19 protein-coding genes, 4 pseudogenes and 2 riboswitches are annotated in these 21,534 nt (G+C 26.7%); of the genes and pseudogenes, 4 read left to right on the top strand and 19 right to left on the bottom strand.

Annotated features, from left to right (window positions below):
* Nucleotides 1-2 precede the first annotated feature (2 nt).
* The 14 genes and pseudogenes from ABHC41_RS01950 to ABHC41_RS02015 form a co-directional block, all read right to left on the bottom strand.
* Nucleotides 3-323 (bottom strand): FliM/FliN family flagellar motor switch protein, encoded by a 321-nt coding sequence (locus ABHC41_RS01950; protein WP_092926928.1) that lies wholly within the window; start codon nt 321-323, stop codon nt 3-5.
* Nucleotides 324-334: 11 nt separating this feature from the next.
* On the bottom strand, nt 335-757 hold the full coding sequence (locus ABHC41_RS01955) for a YaaR family protein (RefSeq protein ID WP_092926930.1): 423 nt from the start codon (nt 755-757) through the stop codon (nt 335-337).
* 93 nt (nt 758-850) lie between these two features.
* The gene (locus tag ABHC41_RS01960) at nt 851-2,158 is read right to left on the bottom strand and encodes a GGDEF domain-containing phosphodiesterase (RefSeq protein WP_271892006.1); all 1,308 of its coding nucleotides are present in this window, start codon (nt 2,156-2,158) and stop codon (nt 851-853) included.
* 179 nt (nt 2,159-2,337) lie between these two features.
* A complete protein-coding gene (locus ABHC41_RS01965) occupies nt 2,338-3,024 on the bottom strand; it encodes a lytic transglycosylase domain-containing protein (RefSeq protein ID WP_195928323.1) in 687 nt (228 codons plus the stop codon).
* Nucleotides 3,025-3,149: 125 nt separating this feature from the next.
* On the bottom strand, nt 3,150-4,166 hold the full coding sequence (locus ABHC41_RS01970) for a sensor histidine kinase (protein WP_271892007.1): 1,017 nt from the start codon (nt 4,164-4,166) through the stop codon (nt 3,150-3,152).
* A 205-nt stretch (nt 4,167-4,371) separates the two neighbouring features.
* Nucleotides 4,372-5,073 carry a hypothetical protein gene (locus ABHC41_RS01975; protein WP_195928321.1) on the bottom strand — a complete coding sequence of 234 codons (702 nt, stop codon included), beginning with the start codon at nt 5,071-5,073 and terminating at the stop codon, nt 4,372-4,374.
* Between the two features lie 216 nt (nt 5,074-5,289).
* A complete protein-coding gene (fsa, locus tag ABHC41_RS01980; RefSeq protein WP_092926940.1) occupies nt 5,290-5,940 on the bottom strand; it encodes a fructose-6-phosphate aldolase in 651 nt (216 codons plus the stop codon).
* 319 nt (nt 5,941-6,259) lie between these two features.
* Nucleotides 6,260-6,832: a xanthine phosphoribosyltransferase gene (locus tag ABHC41_RS01985; RefSeq protein ID WP_092926942.1), complete on the bottom strand. Its 573-nt coding sequence runs from the start codon at nt 6,830-6,832 to the stop codon at nt 6,260-6,262.
* A gap of 152 nt (nt 6,833-6,984) precedes the next feature.
* Nucleotides 6,985-7,086: riboswitch (purine riboswitch) on the bottom strand.
* A 338-nt stretch (nt 7,087-7,424) separates the two neighbouring features.
* Nucleotides 7,425-8,273, bottom strand: a pseudogene (locus ABHC41_RS01990) (glycine reductase).
* A gap of 124 nt (nt 8,274-8,397) precedes the next feature.
* Nucleotides 8,398-9,052 (bottom strand): annotated as a pseudogene (locus tag ABHC41_RS01995) (glycine/sarcosine/betaine reductase component B subunit); the annotation flags it as partial.
* 118 nt (nt 9,053-9,170) lie between these two features.
* Nucleotides 9,171-9,488, bottom strand: a pseudogene (locus ABHC41_RS02000) (thioredoxin domain-containing protein).
* Nucleotides 9,489-9,507: 19 nt separating this feature from the next.
* Nucleotides 9,508-10,178, bottom strand: a pseudogene (locus tag ABHC41_RS02005) (FAD-dependent oxidoreductase).
* A gap of 86 nt (nt 10,179-10,264) precedes the next feature.
* A complete protein-coding gene (locus tag ABHC41_RS02010) occupies nt 10,265-10,579 on the bottom strand; it encodes a GrdX family protein (protein WP_330615157.1) in 315 nt (104 codons plus the stop codon).
* 148 nt (nt 10,580-10,727) lie between these two features.
* A riboswitch (glycine riboswitch) is annotated at nt 10,728-10,837 on the bottom strand.
* A gap of 109 nt (nt 10,838-10,946) precedes the next feature.
* Nucleotides 10,947-12,641, bottom strand: coding sequence for a M3 family oligoendopeptidase (locus ABHC41_RS02015; protein WP_271892008.1), 1,695 nt, complete (start codon nt 12,639-12,641; stop codon nt 10,947-10,949).
* Between the two features lie 137 nt (nt 12,642-12,778).
* Here ABHC41_RS02015 and yidA point away from each other — a divergent pair, with 137 nt between their 5' ends.
* On the top strand, nt 12,779-13,594 hold the full coding sequence (yidA, locus tag ABHC41_RS02020; RefSeq protein WP_166504976.1) for a sugar-phosphatase: 816 nt from the start codon (nt 12,779-12,781) through the stop codon (nt 13,592-13,594).
* Nucleotides 13,595-13,701: 107 nt separating this feature from the next.
* Here the strand turns inward: yidA and ABHC41_RS02025 are convergent, their stop codons facing one another.
* The gene (locus ABHC41_RS02025; RefSeq protein WP_271892009.1) at nt 13,702-14,901 is read right to left on the bottom strand and encodes an ion channel; all 1,200 of its coding nucleotides are present in this window, start codon (nt 14,899-14,901) and stop codon (nt 13,702-13,704) included.
* 176 nt (nt 14,902-15,077) lie between these two features.
* Between ABHC41_RS02025 and ABHC41_RS02030 the strand changes: the two genes are divergently transcribed.
* From ABHC41_RS02030 to ABHC41_RS02040, 3 genes are all read left to right on the top strand, one after another.
* The gene (locus ABHC41_RS02030; protein ID WP_092926953.1) at nt 15,078-15,503 is read left to right on the top strand and encodes a hypothetical protein; all 426 of its coding nucleotides are present in this window, start codon (nt 15,078-15,080) and stop codon (nt 15,501-15,503) included.
* 77 nt (nt 15,504-15,580) lie between these two features.
* The gene (locus tag ABHC41_RS02035) at nt 15,581-15,886 is read left to right on the top strand and encodes a DUF1540 domain-containing protein (protein WP_092926955.1); all 306 of its coding nucleotides are present in this window, start codon (nt 15,581-15,583) and stop codon (nt 15,884-15,886) included.
* A 107-nt stretch (nt 15,887-15,993) separates the two neighbouring features.
* Nucleotides 15,994-16,296 (top strand): DUF1540 domain-containing protein, encoded by a 303-nt coding sequence (locus ABHC41_RS02040; RefSeq protein ID WP_207741678.1) that lies wholly within the window; start codon nt 15,994-15,996, stop codon nt 16,294-16,296.
* A 121-nt stretch (nt 16,297-16,417) separates the two neighbouring features.
* Here ABHC41_RS02040 and buk read toward each other — a convergent pair whose 3' ends face one another.
* The 4 genes from buk to ABHC41_RS02060 form a co-directional block, all read right to left on the bottom strand.
* Entirely contained in the window at nt 16,418-17,503 is a 1,086-nt protein-coding gene (gene buk, locus ABHC41_RS02045; protein WP_271892010.1) for a butyrate kinase, read from the bottom strand.
* A 194-nt stretch (nt 17,504-17,697) separates the two neighbouring features.
* Nucleotides 17,698-18,285, bottom strand: coding sequence for an indolepyruvate oxidoreductase subunit beta (locus ABHC41_RS02050; protein WP_092926961.1), 588 nt, complete (start codon nt 18,283-18,285; stop codon nt 17,698-17,700).
* 1 nt (nt 18,286) lies between these two features.
* Entirely contained in the window at nt 18,287-20,086 is a 1,800-nt protein-coding gene (gene iorA, locus ABHC41_RS02055) for an indolepyruvate ferredoxin oxidoreductase subunit alpha (RefSeq protein ID WP_240276119.1), read from the bottom strand.
* Nucleotides 20,087-20,168: 82 nt separating this feature from the next.
* Nucleotides 20,169-21,434: an aminotransferase class I/II-fold pyridoxal phosphate-dependent enzyme gene (locus ABHC41_RS02060; protein ID WP_207741677.1), complete on the bottom strand. Its 1,266-nt coding sequence runs from the start codon at nt 21,432-21,434 to the stop codon at nt 20,169-20,171.
* Nucleotides 21,435-21,534 lie beyond the last annotated feature (100 nt).

Genomic DNA, 21,534 nt, shown 5'->3' on the forward strand with positions numbered 1-21,534 from the left:
TATTAATCTTCATCTGCACTTTTTATTTTAGCTAGTCTAACAGCTAGTCTATTGTCCATTATTATACTTTCTCCACTAGCTATCATTTTACCATTTACATTTATATCCAAATTTTCTTCTACCTGCTTATCTAGTTCTATTATATCTCCAACTTTATAGTTTATAATTCTCCCTATTTTTTCACTAGCACTTCCCATAGATACAGTTATATCTAATAGTGCTCCAAATATATCCGTAGCACTATTTAATGGAGTTTTCTCGCCTTCTTTTAGCTGCTCAAACTCTATTTCATATACGTCTACATTATCTACTTCATTTTTCATGGTTATCCTCCTTACATGTATATATCTACTAAAAGTCCATTTATTTCATCTATTTTTGAAGCTATACTAATATTTTCTTTTTGCTCATAAATAAGTTCTCTAGTTATAGCCTCTAGCTTTTCATTTATAGTCCTTACCGTAGTAAAATAATTTCTATCCCAAAAGCTATTATCTTTATTTAAACTATATACATAGTCTACGGCTGATTTCAAATAATTCTTTATAGCTTTTTTATAATCTATAATATCACTATAATTTTTAGTAACTACCAATTTTTCTCCTATATTTTTAATCTCTTTCATATATACTTCGAGTTCTTCTTTGTTTTTCAGTCTATTTCTTTGATTAAAATTTTCTTCAAAATCTAGCTTTTCTTTTTTACCCTTACTTTCTATATTAATACTTTTATTTAATCCAATATTCCTTACCTTCATTTTGAAACCTCAATTTTTGTAATTTATATTATCTTGCTTTTGTAATAATACGGATATCCTTATTTTTTCTTAAGTTTTATATAACAATATATATTATATATCCTCTTGATTCAATATTTTTACCAAACTTTCATGCTCCATTGGTTTATGGAAATAGTACCCTTGAATAAAATCACACTCCATATCTTTGAGTAGTTTATATTCAAAATATTCTTCTACTCCTTCTGCTACTACTAAAGTATTGGTTGTATGTATCATATCTATCAAATTTTTTATGAATAAAGGATTATCACTTAAATACTTAACCAAAGACTTATCTATTTTTATTTCATCAACATTATAATTTTTTATATAATCAATAGAATTATATCCTTTTCCAAAATCATCTATGGAAACTTTTATGTCCATGTCTTTCATTTCACCTAGAATTTTTTGTATATTATCTATATTCTCTATATCATCGCTTTCTGTGATTTCGATTGTTAATAAATCTCTTCTAAAATTAGTTTCTTCTAGTGCTTCTTTAATATCTTTTATGAAATCTTTATGTTCTAATTGATAAGGAGAAGTATTCACAGAAAGATGTATTTCTTTATCCAAATTTGTATTTACATAATTTATATCTTCACAAGCTTTTCTCATAACCCATTTCCATAAGGTATTTATATATCCTGAACTTTCTGCAAATTGTATGATTTTATTTGGTTCAATATATCCGTGTTCTTTGCTAAACCATCTTATTAATGCTTCGACTCCATTTATTTTCTTTGTTTTTATATCTATTTTTGGTTGATAATAAAGTGTAATTTCTTCATTTAAGATAGCACTCTCTATAGTGTCTATATTTATGCGTAAATCATGCCTTTCATTATATATTTCAAACTTATTTACACCCTTTTTTATAGAATTTGACATAGATATTGATAATTTAGAAATCGCATCTTTTGTATCAAAATCACCATTTTTATAAATAACAGATGATATATTTGTAGAAATTTTTACAGTTTCAATTCCTATATTTACATTGGAGATCTTATTAATCATCTCTTCAATTATATTTTTAACGTAATTTATATCTGTTTGTTCTATATATACCCCAAAAGTAGATCCAGATAGTCGACATACTATACTACTTGTTTTCATATTCATTAAAATTTTAGCTATTAATTTTAATGCTTCATCCCCATATTTTATGCCAATATTTGAATTTAAAAATTTAATTGACATAACCTTAATGTTTATAAGAGTTCCATTTACCTTTTTTTCTATATAATTAAAAAAATAATTTCTATTATAAGCTTTAGTTAAATGATCATGCTTATTTAAGGAAATTCTCTCCCTACGTCTACATTTATTTAATAAAGTTTTATCTAATTTCAATATCTTTCTGCTTGTTTTCATTTTTATCTCCCAATTAATTTAACATTTAATTTATTAATCAAATCCCTAAATTATATTCGATTAACTATAACTTAATTTATATAGACTTTTGATAGATATTTATAAATTATAAATAAAAAGACTGTTTAAAAACTAACTTTGAACCTTCAATTTTTATATTTCATATATGTTTTAATTTTTTATGCTCTGTAATATTTCATAACTTTAGGTACATAATTTTGAGTTTCTTTTGGCATCTTATAAATATCATTTACAGATCTAACTCCTCTTTTTACCATTCTTGTTGGTCCTCCATTATATGCCATAAGACCCATTTCGATATTTCCATGGTATTTATCTATATATTCTTTTAAATGTCTTGTCCCAGCATCTATATTTTCTTTTATATCAAATGGATTTTTAACACCTAAATCCTTTATATTACAAGGCATAAGTTGCATAAGCCCTTTTGCTCCAGCCGATGATACACAGTTTGGATTAAAATCAGATTCTACTTTTATTACAGCTTTTATTAAATTTTCATCTATACCATATTTGCTCGAAGCAATTTTTACTGCACTTTCTATTTCACTTTTAGTATCTTTATCACTTGCTGTTACACTTACTTTTTTTAAATTTTGAGAACTATTAATGGTTTCTAAACCTAAATTTCTCTCTTCAACTATGCTATTCTCTTGTTGCTTTTTTCTTACTGCATCACTTAAATTACTTACTAAATTATAATTTTCTTCATCTAACAAAGTTAATACTAAATTTAGCATTAACTCATCAAAGGAACTATTTTTTTCGCAGCAACACCCACACTTATTTTGAGTATTAATACTACTATTAGCTATATTGCTAAATAAATTTATACCATTAACCATAATGCCTCCCTGTATTTTTTTATTTTTAATAATACGGTATTTTTTATCAATTCTTTATATATTAATTATCTGTATAAAAATTAAAGAGTTAGATTTTATAAATCTAACTCTTACTAATTTAAATTTTAATTTTTTCTTATATCATCTTTTCCAACAGGAAATATTATTCTTATTTCTGTTCCTTCTTGCTGTTTTGATACTATATTTATCCCTAAACCTAACTTATCACAAAGTTTTTTGCATAGATAAAGTCCTATACCAGTTGACTTTCCAAATATTCTTCCATTTTCACCTGTAAATCCTTTTTCAAAAACTCTATCTATATCCTTTTCATTTATCCCTACTCCATTGTCTTTTATACTTAATATTATATTATTTTTATTTTTTACTGCGTTTATTGATACTTTTCCTTCACTTTCTTTTGAATACTTTATAGCATTATTTATAATTTGATTTAATATAAATTCAACCCATTTTTCATCACTGTATACATTAAAATTAATTTCTTTTATATCTATCCCTATTCTTTTATTTATAAAATCACTTGCATTTTTCCTTATTGCGCACCTAATTATTCTTTCAAGATTAAATTTTTTTATTATATAGTCTTTACTAACATCATTACTTCTTGAGTAATATAGAACTTGATCTATATAATTTTCTATTTTTTTTACTTCATACTTCATACTATTTGGTATATTGTCTTCATGATTTTCCACTATAAGCATTAACGATGCTATAGGTGTTTTTATTTCATGTACCCATGTTTCTATGTATTCTTGATACTCACTTTGCATATTTTTAAAATACTTAACATGTTCTTGCATATTGCGATTGCTTGATTTTAAAATATTATATACCAATTTACCCTCTATAAATTCTGGCTCACTTATTACTTCAGATATTAAATATTTCTTATCTAAGTTTTCACTTATACTTACAAGTTCATCATAATATTTTTTATGCTTTATCATCTCCATTAATATATATATACTAATTGGTGTAAACCATATTAAAAACACCATAGTTATAATGCTTATATTAACTTTAACAAATAACATTATACTTGCTGTGATTAAAAATAGTACTATATTCACTATAAAAAATAATGTCCTCTGCTTTAAATATTCATATACACTCATTTTGCTCTCCTAACATATTGTTATTTATTATTTTGTCCTATCTTTTATATTATATATCAACTTAAGCCTCTTAATATATTTTAATAAGTAAGTTATCTAATCATATAAATTAATAAATTTAAATCAATACATAAAAATAGCATCTTTTTAATTAAAAAAGATGCTATTTCTTTAAGTTTTAATTTGGAGTTTTATATTAATTATCTTATATAGCTAATTTAAGGTATCCACTTGGATGGAAGTAGTATATATTTGATGTATTCTTATCAACAAAAAATCCTAAATCAGTATCATAATCTGGGAAGAATACATATCCACTTAAACCTTTTTCTTTTAACGCATTAAAGTTATTTTCATCACCTTCGTAAGTATAGTTTACACCTTGATTATACATTTGTATTAATTCTTTAGCTTGTTCTTTGTTTAATACTTCTATAACTTCAACTTTACTTTCTTCTTTTATATCTGATTGTACTTTATCATTTGAAACTACTTTGTTTTCTTCTTGAACTTTATTGTCCTCAATTTTATTATCTTCAACTTTTTTATCTTCAGATACTTGTGGTTTTTCTACTACTTGATTATTTTCAGTAGTTTTAGTTTCTTCTTTAGTTACTACATTTTCTTTGTTATCTATTTTACTTTGTTTTTTATCTATGTAATCATTTTGATTGTTTAATTTATTATTTGTAACTATTTCTTGTTTTTCAACTTTTTTTACTTCCTTTTGTAAATTATCTTTATTTTCTTGCTTTGTTACTTCTTCTTTAGCATTGTTATTTATATTTTCAACTACTTCTGTAGTAGGTTTTTTATTAGAATTTTGTGCAAATATTATGTTGTTTATTGGACTCATAAATAACATTCCTCCACATAATACTGATAATGCTGTTATAGCTCTTTTCATTTAGATCACATCCTTTTCCTTTATATAAATTTATGTAAATTTTTGTTTTATTTCTTTCTATGTATTTATATTACCATAGTAAAATAATATATAACAGTTACACCGCTGTTACTTTAGATTACAAATTCGTAATTAAAGTTACAGCGGTGTAACCTTTGTTAAAACATGTTTTTAAATAATTAAAAAGGGTATGCAAATTTGCATACCCTTTATATATTATAATTTTAATGAAGCACCTTCCCAGTCTTTTATAAAGCTCTCTATTCCTTTATCTGTTAAAGGATGTTTAGTCATTTGCTTTATAACTTTAAGTGGAACTGTTGCTATATCTGCTCCTAATCTTGCAGCTTGTGATACGTGTATTGGATTTCTAACACTTGCAACTATTATTTGTGTATCTATATCATTTTGTGCAAATATATCCACTACTTCTTCTATTAATTCAAGTCCATTTTGACCTATGTCATCAAGTCTTCCAACGAATGGGCTTACATATGTAGCTCCTGCTCTAGCTGCTAAAAGAGCTTGAACAGAACTAAATATTAAAGTTACATTAGTTTTTATCCCTTTTTGAGATAATATTTTAGTAGCTTTTAGTCCTTCTTCTGTCATAGGTAATTTTATTACTATATTTTTATGTATTTTAGATAGTTTATCAGCTTCTTCTACCATTCCTTTTGCATCTAAGCTTATAACCTCTGCACTTATAGGCCCGTCTACTATTTCTGTTATTTCTTTTACTACTTCTATAAAGTCTCTTCCTTCTTTAGCTATTAATGATGGGTTTGTTGTAACACCACATATTACACCTAAATCATTTGCTTCTCTTATTTCTTCTACATTGGCTGTATCTACGAAAAATTTCATATTAGCCCTCCTAAAACTTATTTATATATTTATATTATTTTTTGTTTATATATTATAGTTAATATTATTTACTAGTCATAATTAAATATTCTAATAAGTAATATCATTTATATAATATACCATATTATACATATTTTTTCACGTTAATTAATTATTTAACTTCTTATATTTTATTATATAAATCTAAAAATCCTACATATTATATATTCTCTAATTGTAAGTAATAAAAAAGTATAGGACAAATAACATATTAAATACTTTATCCTATACTTTTATATTATAATCTAAATTAAATTTCTATTTTATTTTAAATATTATATTATCTAAATTTTATAACTCCATTTTCTATAGAATCAAGTATTGCTAATGATTCAAGTCTTATACCTTTACTTAATAAAAGTTCTCTTCCTTCTTGGAATCCTTTTTCTATAGCTATACCAACTCCTACTAAATTAGCTCCTGCTTGATCTACTAAATCTTTAAGACCAATTGCTGCTCTCCCATTTGCTAAAAAATCATCTAGAACTAGTATATTTTCACCTTCATTTAAATATCTTTTAGATACTTTTACACTATATTCTTTTCCTTTTGTAAATGAATATACTTTTGTTTCATATACTTCTTTATCTAAGTTCTTAGATTCTACTTTTTTAGCAAAAACCACAGGCACATTTCCAAAATGTTGTGATGCTATTGAAGCTATTGCTATTCCTGAAGCTTCTATTGTTAATATTTTATCTATTTTTTCATCTTTAAATCTATTTTTAAACTCTTTTCCCATTTCATTTAAAAAAGCTATATCTAATTGATGATTTAAAAAGTTATCAACTTTTAATATATCATTTCCTTCTATTCTTCCATCTTTTAATATTTTCTCTTGTAGTAATTCCATATTTATCCTCCAAACATTATGTTTAACTCTGATCTAATAAAAAACTCCTCTCTATTTATAGACAGGAGTTAATAATCTAGTTAAATATATAGAAATAGTCATTATGTAAATATTAAAATTACTAACAATGATTATATTACTAAATAAAACTATACTTTATATTAAGCTCCTGTAGTCAAGCTATTTACGGTAGCTATGTAGAAACATTTGAACCATATCTTCAAAAATATACAGGTAGTTTTTTATGTATCTATTTATTTATATAATTATATTATATATATTTACTTTATTCAATATAGTTTTATTTAAATTAAACACTTTCACTAGCATCTAAGCTATATTCTAATTTTAATAGTATAAATATTTTTACTTCTCCTTTTCTTTCAAAAGTATTGTAATCTTTTAATAATTATCCATTAACTTCTTTATATAAGGTTCTTCGTTCAATTTATTTAAAAGTCACCACTTTTCTCCAATTTTGATTTAGAACTTGAGTTATAGTACCTTCTTCATATCTAGTTAATGTGTTTGTAGTTTTTATTTTATATGTTAATTCTATATTGCCTACTTTTTCATTAAATATTAATATAAACTATAAAATTATATTAATTAAAACTATAGGTCCTGTACAACCCATACCACTTTCTGCATATATATCATTTTCCCATAAATCTATGATTGCATCATCTAAATCCATAATATCTATTCCACTTATTTGTTCTGTAACTATTTCTTTTTTAGGCATTTTAACTTCTTGTTTTGCCTTTATTTCTTTTTTTGTAGATTTAGATATTATATCATTTAATTTAGCTTTTTTAGTATTTCAAATTCATTTTTAGTTAATTCACTTATACTTCCTTTTACTATATCATAAGCATACTTTATTGCGTTTTTTACTACTAGAATTCCTGATGCTCTAGATAATATAAGCATCTTTCAACTTGTCTAGCACCATCAACATTAAGTATACCTACCTTTGGATTTCTTATCCCTATGCTTTTTGCAGTAGCTATACCACATATTGCATTTCTAACCATAGACTCTATTCTATTAGTTGCACTAGTTCCTGTTGTTGCAAGTATCATTTCTTTTCCTTTGCCTGGTGTTATAACTCTACCTACTGTGGATACCCCTATAGGAAAGTTATAATGCATTGTAACACAAGCATCTATATATCAGCTATCTAATAACTCTTCCATTTTTTATGCATTTCTTTTTCACAACTTACTTCTACAACTTCAAAGTTAGTATCTACTTTTTTACCTATTAAAACTATATAAAATAAGCTAGACTTAGCTAAATTAGCTCCATTTACTAAATTATCTATTCCATGTTCACTTCCTAATGTAGTCAGTCCTATTCTTATTTTTTTACCAAATTCTCCACTTTCTATTGCATCAGCTATCTCTAGAAGAGTTTGCCCTATTATCTTTTTAGCCATAATATTACTTCCTATTCTTCTATCATATCTAATGCTAATTTTCTTAGGGACTCTGCTATTACCTTTTTAACTTCTTCTTTAGATACTCCATTATTTTATTCACTTATTCCTATATTTATCTCAGCGCATCAACACCATATACATACGTATCATGAAGCAATCCTTGAGTTTGAAGCATATAAACATATGCTACTTTTGGAAGGTGTGGATACTCTTTTATTGATTCTAAAAGTGGCTTAGTTTCATAAACCTTAACTTCATCAGGAGTTAAATTTCTAGCAGTTTTCCCTAAATATGCTGCAACTTTAAATCCTATCATTCTTATTGCTTTTTCATGGTCATGTTGTTTTAATTCATCTACTGGTTCTGCTATAGCAACTATATTGTTAAGATTAGAGAAAGGGCAATATTTTGCCCCAGGTCCTGTCATATCGATAATACCTTCTTAGAATCCTACTATTTTACCAGTAGTAACAACAGCACACCCATAAATTGCATGAGTTTTTTCACTTCCAACAATTCAATCTTAGATATTATTCCTGGGAATATTCCTCCATTACCTTCTACTTTAACTCTTGGTTCTATAACATCTTTTACTGGTACTATTCTTACACTTTCACCTGAATGAGCTAGTTCTAGATCTATAGACTTTATATGCTCGTCCCCACCAATTTCTTTAAGCATCTCTTCCTTATTGATGTATAATGTAGCATCTTTAACTTTAGTTACTTCCCAAACTGAATATCTCTTATAAAAATTTTACCTAACTCAAGACGCATGCTTGCACCCCCTAATTATTTAAGTTTTAAAAAACTAAAATTTATATTTCTCAACTAACTCAATATATAACCTTTAATATTTATTAAACTAGTTGTAAGTAACTATTTTATATAAATATTAAAGGTATTTCTTTATCATTTCTTCTATATTGATCTTAGTTGCATCATATTTTGTAACCTCATCTATTTTTTGGCCATCTTTGTATATAGCTATTGTTGGAAGTCCTAATATTTTTTCTTTTATAGCCAATCTTCTAGCTTCTGTTGTATCTAGTTTACAGAATTTAAAATTTTCCTTATATTTATTAGCAAGTTCTTCAACCTCTGGAAGCAATGCTTTACACGGTTCACACCCTTCACTTCAAAAATCTACAACAACTATACCTTCATGTTTTAAAACTTCTTCTTCAAAGGTGTTTTTATCTAAAATTATCATTCAAATTCCTCCTTTATAATTAAATAGTTGATTTTTCTAAATTCCATTCTTTACTTTCTATATATTTTTCAGCACTTATTGTAGCTATAGCTCCATCATTAGTAGCTGTTACTACCTGTCTTAAGGCTTTAACTCTGCAATCTCCTGCTGCAAATACCCCTTCTATATTAGTCTTCATATCTTCATCTGTTATTATATAGCCATTTTGGTCTGTATATATTTTATCTCTAAATATCTCTGTTTCTGGTTTTAGTCCTATGAATACAAATACCCCCATTGTTCCATCTTCTTCATCTGCTTCATATTCACTTAATTCACCTGTTAGAATATTTTCAAATACAACTTTTTTTAATATTCCATCACCACATAATTCTTTCACAGTCGTATTGTGTACAAATTCTATATTAGGATTGTTTTGTGCTTTTTCTGCTATTGATTTGGCACAAGTTAGCTTTTCATTTCTGCCCCAAAACTTTTGCATTGTTCCACCATTCTTGCTATTAACTTAGGTCCACTAGCATTTTCTACTGAACCTGGATAGTTAGCAACATCATGAGTTGTTACTATTTGTCCTCCAGTTTTTCCTTTTTCAAGTATAAGAGTTTTTAACTTTGCTCTTGCACCATAAAGTCCTGCCGAAAGCCCTGCAGGCCCTGAGCCTATTATTATTAAATCATATATATTTCCCATAAATTTCTCCTTTATATTTATTTTTTTAACATTTTTATAAAAAAATATTTTATTATTTTGTCACATACAAATATTATTTTTAATTTCTATAATATATATTGAATTCTTTCTAATGTATTACTTAAGATATCTAAGTCTATGACTCTAAAGTCATCTATTACATTATCTGTCCAATTAGGTGTTTGTTTATTATTTTGAAATTTATTAGAAATGTATATTGCTTCTTCAATCAATAGTACTGAATTTGTATCTAACTTGTTTGATTTTTTTAATATTATACTTCTGTATGGAGTTTCATTTAGCTTTATACTGGAATACATCGGATGTGATAAAAGTTCGTAACCTTTGTGAATTAGATTTCTACTTTCTTTTAAAATTTCTAGATATGTGTCTTTATATATTTTACATTTTTATGCTTTATTTTGTTTTTGACAATAGTATTATTGGTTATTATTATTATAAAAATCCTCTCCTTTTTAAGTCTATTTAATAAAAAACAGAGAAAACAAATCCCATTTGTTTTCTCTGTTAATATAATCTTCAGAGTTCCATCTGAATATAATATTTTTACCTGAGAATTTCATTTGATTAAATTAGGATTTAATCAAACTTGTACCTTCGGTCACTTCTTTTTAGAAGTAATCTCCTATATCCTTCAACCGGAATGTTTAATTTTTTTATACTTTCTAAGTTAAGAAAAGAAACTTTCTATTTAAATTTCAATATATTTTTCTGTAAATATTGCTACATATTTCTACAGTATATATATTATAAAGCTTTATCATCTATACTATCTAAATAATTTTTAATAACATCTATAATACTTTCTACACATCCATCTTCAAATGGAGATTTTAAATCACCTATCTTTACTATTTCTAAGAACGACTTTGTTCCTCCAACTCTACATATGTCTAAATAATTTTCCCATCCATTGATTCTGTCCACCCTCATTTTTTTCCAAAACTGTAATGCACATATCTGAGCTAATGTATAATCTATATAATAAAATGGATTTTTAAATATATGTCCTTGCTTAAACCACCAAGTTCCTTTTTCTAAAAAATCATTATCTTCAAATATTCTATGTGGTAAATATTTTTTCTCTAGTTCTCTCCAAATATTTTTTCTTTCTTCTTTAGTCATATTAGGCTGTTCATATATATAGTGCTGGAATTCATCTACTACTATTCCATATGGTATAAACTTAATAGCTGATGATAGATGAGTAAATTTATATTTCTCTGTATCTTCTTTAAAGAATAATTTCATCCAAGGCCAAGTTATAAATTCCATACTCATAGAATGTATTTCACAACTTTCATAAGTTGGGAAGTTTATTTCTGGCATATCAATCCAAGTTGACATATAAAGCTGAAAAGCATGACCTGCTTCATGAGTTAATACATCTATATCATCTAATGTTTGATTAAAGTTCGAGAATATAAATGGAGATTTATAATCTGGTATATATGTACAGTATCCACCTGCTGCTTTACCTTTTTTAGTTACTAAGTCCATAAGTTCATTTTCTAGCATGAAATTAAAGAATTCTTTAGTTTCATTTGATAGCTCAGAATACATTTTTCTTCCATTTTCTATTATGTATTCGTCACTTCCCTTAGGTGTTGCATTCCCACTTAAAAACTCAAGGTTTTCATCTACATATGTAAGTCTATCTACACCTATCCTTTTAGATTGTCTTTCGTAAAGACTATTTGCTACAGGTACAATATAATCTAAAACTTGTTTTCTAAAGTTTTTTACCATGTCTTTGTTGTAATCAGTTCTCATCATTCTTATATATCCTAATTCTACAAAGTTGTCAAAACCAAGTTTTATAGCCATATTATTTCTTACTTTAACTAATTTATCAAATACTTCATCAAATTCATTTTCTTTTTCTTCAAAGTAATTGTAATATGCCTTAGATGCCTTTATCCTCATATCTCTATCTTCACTTGACATAAATTTTAAAAGTCCAGATAGGTTTCTTTCTTCTCCTTCAAAATGAATTTTAGCAGATGCTAATAGTTTTGTATATTTAGAACAAAGCTTATTTTCCTCTTGAAGGTCTTTTATTATTTCGCTACTAAAAGACTTTAAATTAAAGCTTGCTATATTTATAAACTGTCTTCCAAAATCTTTTTGAATATCTTCTTTAAATTTTGAGTTTACTACTGATTTATAAAAAAGTGAATTAAGTTCTTCATATAATGGAGAATATTCGTCCCAATACACTTTTTCCCTTTCATAAAACTCATCTTCAACATTTATACTATGTCTTATAGAACATAATGTACTCATAGTTTCTATATTATTTCTAATGCTATTTAGTTTATCAATATTTTGTCTTTGCTCTTTGTAAGTTTTTGAATTTTCTATATTATTTATTATTTCTATTATTTGATTTTTACTTTTTTCATAATTTGGTCTTTCATATTCAAAATCTGAAAACTTCATTGAAATATCTCCTTTATTTATATTTATTTTTAATATTTATATTATAGCATACACTCTTTTTTAATTTTCTCTATATAAATTCTGCATATATTGATATAATTATAACTATCTTTATGTAAATATCATAGGAGGATTATATGTATAAATTAATAGCACTAGATATTGATGGCACTTTATTAAATACCGAAAAAAAAATAACAAAGGAGGTTTTTGACTCTATCCAAGAAGCTAAACAAAATGGGAATAAAGTAGTTTTATCTACTGGTAGACCACTACCTGGTGTAACTCCACTACTTGAAGAACTTAATTTGACTGATGAAGGGGACTATGTTATATGCTTTAACGGAGCTGTTGTTCAAGAAGTTAAAACTAAAAAAGTTATATCTAATATAGAAATGAATTACGATGATTTTAAATCTATATATGAACTTTCTAAAAAACTTAATACTTATCTTCATATAAGTACACCAATTGACGTTGTAACACCTAACGAAAAACCTAGTAAATATACTGTTTTAGAATCTAATTTAAATAAAATACCTTTAGTTTATAAACCAGAAGAAGAAATAGATGAAACCATGACATTTTGTAAGATTATGATTGTTGACGAACCTGAAAAATTAGAAGAAATAATAAAAAATGTACCTCAAGAATTTTTTGATAAATACACAGTTGTCAGATCTGCTCCATTTTTCCTAGAATTTTTAAATAAAAAAGCTAATAAAGGAAATGCGCTTAAAGCTTTATGTAAAAATATAGATTTATCTATAAATAAAGCTATAGCTGTAGGTGATGAAGAAAATGACAAGCATATGATAGAGTATGCAGGGCTTGGTGTAGCAATGGGTAATGCTCGCGATAGCATAAAAAATATTGCAAACTATGTAACTAAAACAAATAATGAACATGGCGTTGCACATGTTATAGATAAATTTTTACTAAATAAATATTAATAATGTAATATTAATAATGTAATATAATTCTTTCTTTATGGATATAAGTTGCTTTATGTAAACTAACTTATATCCATTTTTTATATACATATACGTTTAAATTTCCTCTATTTTGTTATCTTTCTAGACAATGTAGCTGTCCAAATACCAACCATAGTAACACCTAAAAGCATTTCTATTGCAGATAATAAAGTACTAAAAAATCCTACTGGCGTTATATCTCCGTATCCAACTGTTGTAAAAGTTACTATACTAAAATACAATGAGTTAATGAAGTCTTTATTTATAGAAGCTACATCTACATTTCCCCTTAATGCACTTTTATAATTTACTAATTCCCCACCTATATTAAGACCTGTTATCATATATAATATAGCAAATACTAATACAATTTCTAAAGATGTTATAAGCGCATATGTTGGACGTTCTCCATAGCCACAAAGTGCCCAGTATATCATGGATTTTAACTTCGCTATTCCTTTTAAACCATTTTTCTCTATTAACTTAGCTATATAATAATATTCTCCACCTATATTTGATAATCTATTAGCTTCAAATTTTGTTGATATATCCTTATATACTTTGCATATATCTATATACTCATTTTTATCTTTTTTCTTTAGGTCAACTTTATCTATAAATGTATGCTCATCAAATTTACTTAAATAATAATCTTCAAAAGATATATCTAAATGCTTAGGACGTAATATTTTAATAGAACTTAAATCACTGTCACAAATTATAACCTCTTTCATTATACATTTATTAAATATAGAACCATTTAGATTACTTTCTTTTATATATACATTTTTTAAACTCATGCTTTCAAATTTTGTTTTTTCTATATTACTATTAGTAAATCTAACATCTCTAAACTTACATTCATCTTTAAATATATTTATATCATCTTTTTCATTATAGAATTTACAATCTTTAAATATTACATTTTCAAAATCACATTTAAAAAACACATTTCCTATAAATATACAACTTATAAATTCTATATTTTCAAACCTACATTCTTCAAATTCACAATACAATACTCTTAAGTTTTTTAACTTTTTTTCATTTCTTTCTTTACTAGAAAATTTACCAATACTTTTTTTGTGTATTCTTAAATTATATAGCTTTTCTTCATCATATATATTATATAAATCACTATAATCTTTATTTTGAGTTTCTATTGTATATATTTGTTCTTTTTCTATTTTAAAATTTAACTTATTTATATATTTCATTTCTTTCTTCATTTTTTCAAGTTCGTTGTATGAATCTTCTCTTACTTTCTCAAAATTATAAGTTCTCATTTCATCACCCTAGTTTTAATTAATATAACATAATTACTTTATTTTTTTATAAAACCCTTTATTTATAGAATATATATCACTATTTTTTAATATATCTTATAAAGAGTGTTTATCAATGAATTCTAAGTTTCACTATATATTGTTTATTAAAGTATATAAATTATTGGAGGTTACATATGAATAAAAGTGTTGAGAAACTTAAAGAAGTATTACCAAAGAAATGTTGTTCTTATTGTACTCATCTTTCTCTATATGGTCCTGATGAAAATTACAAATATAATATAAAATGTATATTGCTAGATTCACTACCTAACCTATATAATGATTGTGATTATTTTGAATGTGAATATTCTAATCTAACTAGCTTTGACTTAGATAATCTGTATAGTGAATATTTAGAGGCATGCCTTAAAGTTAAGTATAAGGAATACTTAAATAGCATACATTGGCAAATATTTAAAGATTATGCGCTTAGAGAAAATGATTATACTTGTTCTATTTGTGGACAAGAACACAACTTAGATGTGTATCATATTAATAAAAATTTAGGCAGAGAGACTCTAGAGGATGTTGCAGTTTTATGTGACAATTGCCTAGAATAAATATATACCTTAAATGGATTAAATCTTTAATTTTTTCACATACTAAATTAGATAAAATTCTAGGAGGTATATTAATTATGAATGGAAATTTAGTATGTTTAGCATCTACATGTTTTTATAATAAATGCAGTAGTTGTTATGCTAACGGTATAAATATCTCAGGTTCTATAGCATCAAATACAAATGGTACCCACTGTCTAACTTTTGAAGATAGAAAAAATGCAACTTTGACTAACTCAACTAGTAATGAAGACTATGCTAAAACTCACAATATAGCTTGCCAGGCCAAAGAATGCAAACATAATGACGAAAGCTCTTGTGTTGCATTAAATGTTCAAATAAACAACGAAAATCAAAGTTGTGAAACATTTTGTCCTAGATAATAGCTATAAATAGATTAACTATAATTATTAAGTTGTAATATATAAGTTATATTTTCTTTTATTTTTCACATACTAACCTAGAAGATAATTTTAGGAGGAATGTAATTATGAATGAAAATTTAAATTGTTCTGCAACTAACTGTGTGTATAATAATAGCAAAAAATGCTATGCTGGAGGCATAAATGTTGCTGGTAGTAGAGCAGATTCTACATCTCAAACTACTTGTTCAACTTTTGTCGAGGGTTCTTTTGGATCTTTTACAAATAGTACTAATGATGAATATATAACACCTGAAAATATAATATGTCAGGCTGAGAAGTGTAAATATAATGTTAGTAAAGCATGCAAAGCTGAAAAGGTTCATATAAACTCACAGGATGCAAGTTGCGAAACTTTCATATCTAAATAATTATATTTTAATATTTACTTAAATTAAAATCACTGGATAAGTATCCAGTGATTTTATCTTAATTTCAGTAAAAACTCATAATATGTATTATAATTAAAATTTACTTAAGTTTATAACACATTTATGCATTAGCTAATATTTCTTCTTTATATTCCCTCGCAGTTTCTTCATTATTTAAAACTCTTAATGTACCAAGTGCTAATGAATCTAATTCATTTTCTCCTGGCATTATTTCTACATGAGATATAAACTCTACTCTTCTCTTTATATGTTTTGTTACAAGCTTTGAGTAAGCTATTCCACCTGTCAATATTATTGAATCTACTTTTCCTTCTACAACTGTAGCTAATTCACCTATTGCTTTAGATACTTGATAACACATAGCATCATGTACTAATTTAGCTTCTTTATTTCCTTCTTCCATCATTTTTTCCACTTCTCTAACATCTACTGTATCTAAATAAGAAACTATTCCACCTTTTCCTCTTATCATCTTTAACATTTCTTTATGTGTGTAATTCCCAGAAAAACATGTATTTATTAATTTTTTACAAGGAACCCTACCTGATCTTTCTGGTGAAAATGGTCCTTCATCATCTGATACAATGTCAATCATTTTTCCTTTTTCATGAACACTTACAGTTATGCCCCCACCTAAATGAGCAACGATTATATTAAGTTCATTATATTTTTTATTATTGTCTTTTGCAAACTTTATAGCCATAGCTCTAGAGTTAAGTGCATGACTTAGACTTTCTCTATCCATATTTTTAATTCCCGATAATCTAGCTATATCATTTAACTCATCAACGGCTACTGAGTCATATATGTATGCATTTACTCCTATAGATTTTGCTATTTCATAAGAAATTATAGCTCCTAAATTAGATGCATGTTCAATAACAGGTCTATTAACTAGTCTATCTATCATTTCATCATTTACTAAATATGCTCCTGATTTTACTGGAGGAAGTAGTCCCCCTCTTCCTACAACAGCACTTAAAGTATTTATATCTATATTATTTTCAGCTAGTACTTTTAATACTTCTTGTTTTCTCATTTCAAATTGGTCTTGTATTCTTTCATAATTTGCTATTTCTTCTGCTTTATGATCTATTCCTTTTACTAACAATTGCTCTTCATTGTCATATACTGCTATCTTAGTTGATGTAGACCCCGGATTTATAGCTAATATTCTATAGTTCATAATAATCCCCTTTTCCTTTATTTAAGTTATATATTAAATAATTCTAATTTCTATTTATAATTTTTCCCCATAAGTTATAAATAAAATTAATATAATTATTCTTAATTTTAATGTATATTTAAATTAAGCTACTATAAGTATTAACTTATAATAGCTTAATTTTTATTTATATAAATTTGTGTGTTTTATGATTTTTAAGCTAAAGCTTCATTACTTACTAGTTTCATCCCCTCATTAAATGCTTTTATATTTATATCTACAAATTTTTCTTTTACATTGTCTTTTATTATTTTTTCCCAATTTATGTCTTCTAAGTTCATAGATTTAACTAATGCACCTAAAAGGATTATATTCATTACTTTAGCATTCCCAAGTTCTAGTGCTTTTTCTGCTGCATTTAACAAGCTTCCATTTAATCTTTCTAATTCTTTTTCTATTTCTTCTTCTTTGTATTCGGCCTTTCCTGTAAGTATTGGCATAGAATCCATTCTATAGTTATTGTATATTATTTTTCCCCCTGGCTTTAAATACTCTAACCATCTTAAAGCTTCCATTTTTTCAAAAGAAACTAATATGTCAGCTCCACCTATTTCTATAACTGGAGAATATACTTCAGATCCATATCTAACTTGAGAGGAAACAGAACCTCCTCTTTGGCTCATTCCATGTATCTCACTCATTTTTACATCATATCCAGCTTCCATAAGCCCTGTAGTTAATAATTTACTAGCAAGTATAGTTCCTTGCCCACCTACTCCAACTAAAAGTATACTTTTTGTCATATTAGTTTACCTCCTTAGCTAATCCATTATTAGATATTGCATCTTTAGGACATACTTGAGAACATACATTACATCCTACACATTGATTTTTATCTATATTTACTTTCTTTTCATCCTTGTCAAATGATATAGCAGGACAACCTGTTTTCATACATATCTTACATCCTATGCAAACATCTTTATCTATATCACATTTATTTGTAAATGGATTGTTAAATTCTTCTATGTCTTCTTTAGAGAATCTCTTAAGTACACATGGCCATCTAGTTATTATTACTGAAGGTTCATCTAATTCAAATGCCCAATCTAGCGTCTCTTTTACTTCTTTTAAGTTATTTGGATCTATTGTTCTAACTTGCTTAACACCACAAGCTCTAACTAAACCTTCTATATCAACTATTTCAGTAACCTCTCCTTGTAATGTATATCCTGTTCCTGGGTTTTGTTGATGCCCTGTCATTCCAGTTATTCTATTATCTAATATTACAGATATTGAATTACCTTTGTTGTATACTACATCTAATAATGAGTTTATTCCTGTATGGAAGAAAGTGGAGTCACCAAGTACACCAACTACTCTCATTTCGTTATCTTTTTTCATATTAAATACTTTTTGAGCTCCATGACCTGCACTTAAACTAGCTCCCATACATACTACTGTATCCATAGCATTATATGGAGGTGCAAATCCTAATGTATAACATCCTATATCTCCTGATACTAATACATTTTTTCTCTTTCCTAACTCATAGAAAAATCCCCTGTGTGGACATCCTGCACATAGACCTGGAGGTCTTGGCACTACTAATTCCTTATTATATTTTATTGTATCGTTTGTTTTCCCAAATACAGCTTTTCTAAGAACATCTGGAGTCATTTCTCCCATTTTAGGGAATAAGTCTTTACCTATACAATCTATACCAGCTGCTTTTAGTTGATCTTCTATAAATGGATCATTCTCTTCTATTACATATATTTTTTCAACATTAGATGCAAACTCTTTTATTCTTTCTATAGGTAATGGATTTGTAAATCCTAGCTTCATATATGATGCATCATTTTTAAATACTTCTTTAGCAAACATATAACACATTCCTGATGCTATTACACCTACTTTGCTATCATTCATTTCACAATAATTTAAAGAAGTATTATTAGAATATTCTTCTAGTTTTTCTAATCTTTCTTCTACTGAATGTCTAAGTACTCTTGCATGTGCTGGTACTGTTAATGTTTTTTGAGGATTTTTAACATAATCTTTTATTCCAACTTCCACTCTATCACTGCACTCTACTATTCCCTTTGAGTGACATAATCTAGTTGTAACTCTATATAATACTGGAGTATCAAATTCTTCACTTACTCTATATGCTTCTTTTATCATATCCTTAGCTTCTTGGCTATTTGATGGCTCAAATAAGGCAATTTTTGCAAATTTAGCATAATTTCTGTTATCTTGTTCATTTTGAGAAGAATGCATTCCTGGTTCATCAGCAGAAACTAATATCATTCCCCCATTTACTCCAGTATATGCAAATGTAAATAATGGGTCTGCTGCAACGTTAAGTCCAACATGTTTCATAGATGCTATTGTTCTAGCACCTGCAATAGATCCTCCTATTGCAGCTTCAAGTGCAACCTTTTCATTTGGTGCCCACTCAGCTACTATTGAATCTTTATATGTAGCTATATTTTCTAATATTTCTGTACTTGGAGTTCCAGGATAAGCAGATGCATATTTTACACCAGCTTCATACGCTCCACGAGCTATGGCTTCATTACCAGTCATTAGTTTTATCATATTAAATTCCCCCATATATCTTAGTTTTAAATCTATTTCCCTTATATTTTTAACTAATTTATATATAATACATTTAGTATTATTATCTATTTTCTACCAACTTTTGACTTTTTACATATTCAAGCGCATTTTTGATTATACTTGGTGCTATCTTACATTTATTTTCATTTACTGCACAAACAGCAAATCTAAGCCCTGCTTTTAAAGGTACCATATATACATTATCTTTAGTTAATTCCTCGCATACTTCTCTTGAATTTTCACAAGGTATACTTACAAAAAATCCATCTCTATATGGAAGTATATCAAGCCCTACTTTTTCAGCTTCTTCTACAAATGCATTAGCTCTTCTTTTTAGCATTTCCTTATACGTATTTTTTTCCTCATTGTATTTCTTAAACTTCTCTGAATTATTTACTATATTGGAAAGAATTGCCATAGCTCCTCTATTGCAATTTGACCAATTTGCTCTGCAAGAGTGTACACAAGCATAGTAGAATTCTTCTGCTACATTTTCACTTGAAGTTATACAAACTGCTGCTCCCATTCTCATACCATAAGCTGTAAATCCTTTAGACATACTAAATCCTACTATAACCAATACATTTTCTGGTAGATTTGAGAACTTTTCAAAGAACATTCTACTAGCATTATCATCACTAGCAAAATCAATATATGCTATATCAACAAACAATATTATTTTCTTTTCTTTATTTTGAGCTACTTCTTTTGATAATCCTATTATTTTATCCCATTCATTATCTGATATGCTGTATCCTGTTGGGTTATGTGCTGGTGTGTTTAGAATTGTAAATATTCTTTCTTGTTTATCTGCTATTCTTAAAAATTCTTTTTTAAATGATTTGAAGTTGAAATTATTATTTTCATCAAATAACTCATAAGTTCCTACCGTTCTTCCTATTTCTTCTGTAATGCTTACATATGGACTCCAAAACCAATCTGATGTTAATACTTCATCACCTGGATTTGTATAATTCCAAGTAGCTAATTTTATAGCTCCACTTCCTCCTGGAGATGCTACTGCTCTTATATAACTATTTGGCATGTAATCTTTAAAAACTACTTTTTTAACAGCTTCAAGATAATCTGGCTGACCTTCAAGTGCTGCATAAGCAGATATTTCTGCATTTTCTAAGTTTTTATACTCACTATAAACTGTATCTAAAGTTATTAATCTTCCATAGTCATCCATTAATGCTCCTATAGTAGCATTTATAACATTTTCTCTTCCTATATTCTTTTCAGCTCTTTGAGCTCTCCCTGATAAATCAAATATTATATCTTTCTCTCTTGGCCATATAGAATGCTTAGCCGCCATACTTTGCATAATATTCCCACCACCCTATAATTATTTACTTTCACCCTTAATATAAAGCAACACTTGTGCCAAATATTCAAATATTTGAATTAATTTACTATAATAAACT

This window comes from Romboutsia sp. 1001216sp1 (genome assembly GCF_039841805.1).
Lineage (GTDB): Bacteria > Bacillota > Clostridia > Peptostreptococcales > Peptostreptococcaceae > Romboutsia_C > Romboutsia_C hominis.

Bases quoted from the DNA above. Each gene is read 5' to 3' on its own strand.
- ABHC41_RS01950 (WP_092926928.1), bottom strand. From the start codon at position 323: ATGAAAAATGAAGTAGATAATGTAGACGTATATGAAATAGAGTTTGAG.
- ABHC41_RS02040 (WP_207741678.1), top strand. From the start codon at position 15,994: ATGAATGAAAATTTAAATTGTTCTGCAACTAACTGTGTGTATAATAAT.
- ABHC41_RS01955 (WP_092926930.1), bottom strand. From the start codon at position 757: ATGAAGGTAAGGAATATTGGATTAAATAAAAGTATTAATATAGAAAGT.
- ABHC41_RS02035 (WP_092926955.1), top strand. From the start codon at position 15,581: ATGAATGGAAATTTAGTATGTTTAGCATCTACATGTTTTTATAATAAA.
- ABHC41_RS02030 (WP_092926953.1), top strand. From the start codon at position 15,078: ATGAATAAAAGTGTTGAGAAACTTAAAGAAGTATTACCAAAGAAATGT.
- ABHC41_RS02015 (WP_271892008.1), bottom strand. From the start codon at position 12,641: ATGAAGTTTTCAGATTTTGAATATGAAAGACCAAATTATGAAAAAAGT.
- iorA (WP_240276119.1), bottom strand. From the start codon at position 20,086: ATGATAAAACTAATGACTGGTAATGAAGCCATAGCTCGTGGAGCGTAT.
- ABHC41_RS02025 (WP_271892009.1), bottom strand. From the start codon at position 14,901: ATGAGAACTTATAATTTTGAGAAAGTAAGAGAAGATTCATACAACGAA.
- ABHC41_RS02060 (WP_207741677.1), bottom strand. From the start codon at position 21,434: ATGCAAAGTATGGCGGCTAAGCATTCTATATGGCCAAGAGAGAAAGAT.
- fsa (WP_092926940.1), bottom strand. From the start codon at position 5,940: ATGAAATTTTTCGTAGATACAGCCAATGTAGAAGAAATAAGAGAAGCA.
- yidA (WP_166504976.1), top strand. From the start codon at position 12,779: ATGTATAAATTAATAGCACTAGATATTGATGGCACTTTATTAAATACC.
- ABHC41_RS01965 (WP_195928323.1), bottom strand. From the start codon at position 3,024: ATGGTTAATGGTATAAATTTATTTAGCAATATAGCTAATAGTAGTATT.
- ABHC41_RS01970 (WP_271892007.1), bottom strand. From the start codon at position 4,166: ATGAGTGTATATGAATATTTAAAGCAGAGGACATTATTTTTTATAGTG.
- ABHC41_RS01985 (WP_092926942.1), bottom strand. From the start codon at position 6,832: ATGGAATTACTACAAGAGAAAATATTAAAAGATGGAAGAATAGAAGGA.
- ABHC41_RS01975 (WP_195928321.1), bottom strand. From the start codon at position 5,073: ATGAAAAGAGCTATAACAGCATTATCAGTATTATGTGGAGGAATGTTA.
- buk (WP_271892010.1), bottom strand. From the start codon at position 17,503: ATGAACTATAGAATATTAGCTATAAATCCGGGGTCTACATCAACTAAG.
- ABHC41_RS01960 (WP_271892006.1), bottom strand. From the start codon at position 2,158: ATGAAAACAAGCAGAAAGATATTGAAATTAGATAAAACTTTATTAAAT.
- ABHC41_RS02050 (WP_092926961.1), bottom strand. From the start codon at position 18,285: ATGACAAAAAGTATACTTTTAGTTGGAGTAGGTGGGCAAGGAACTATA.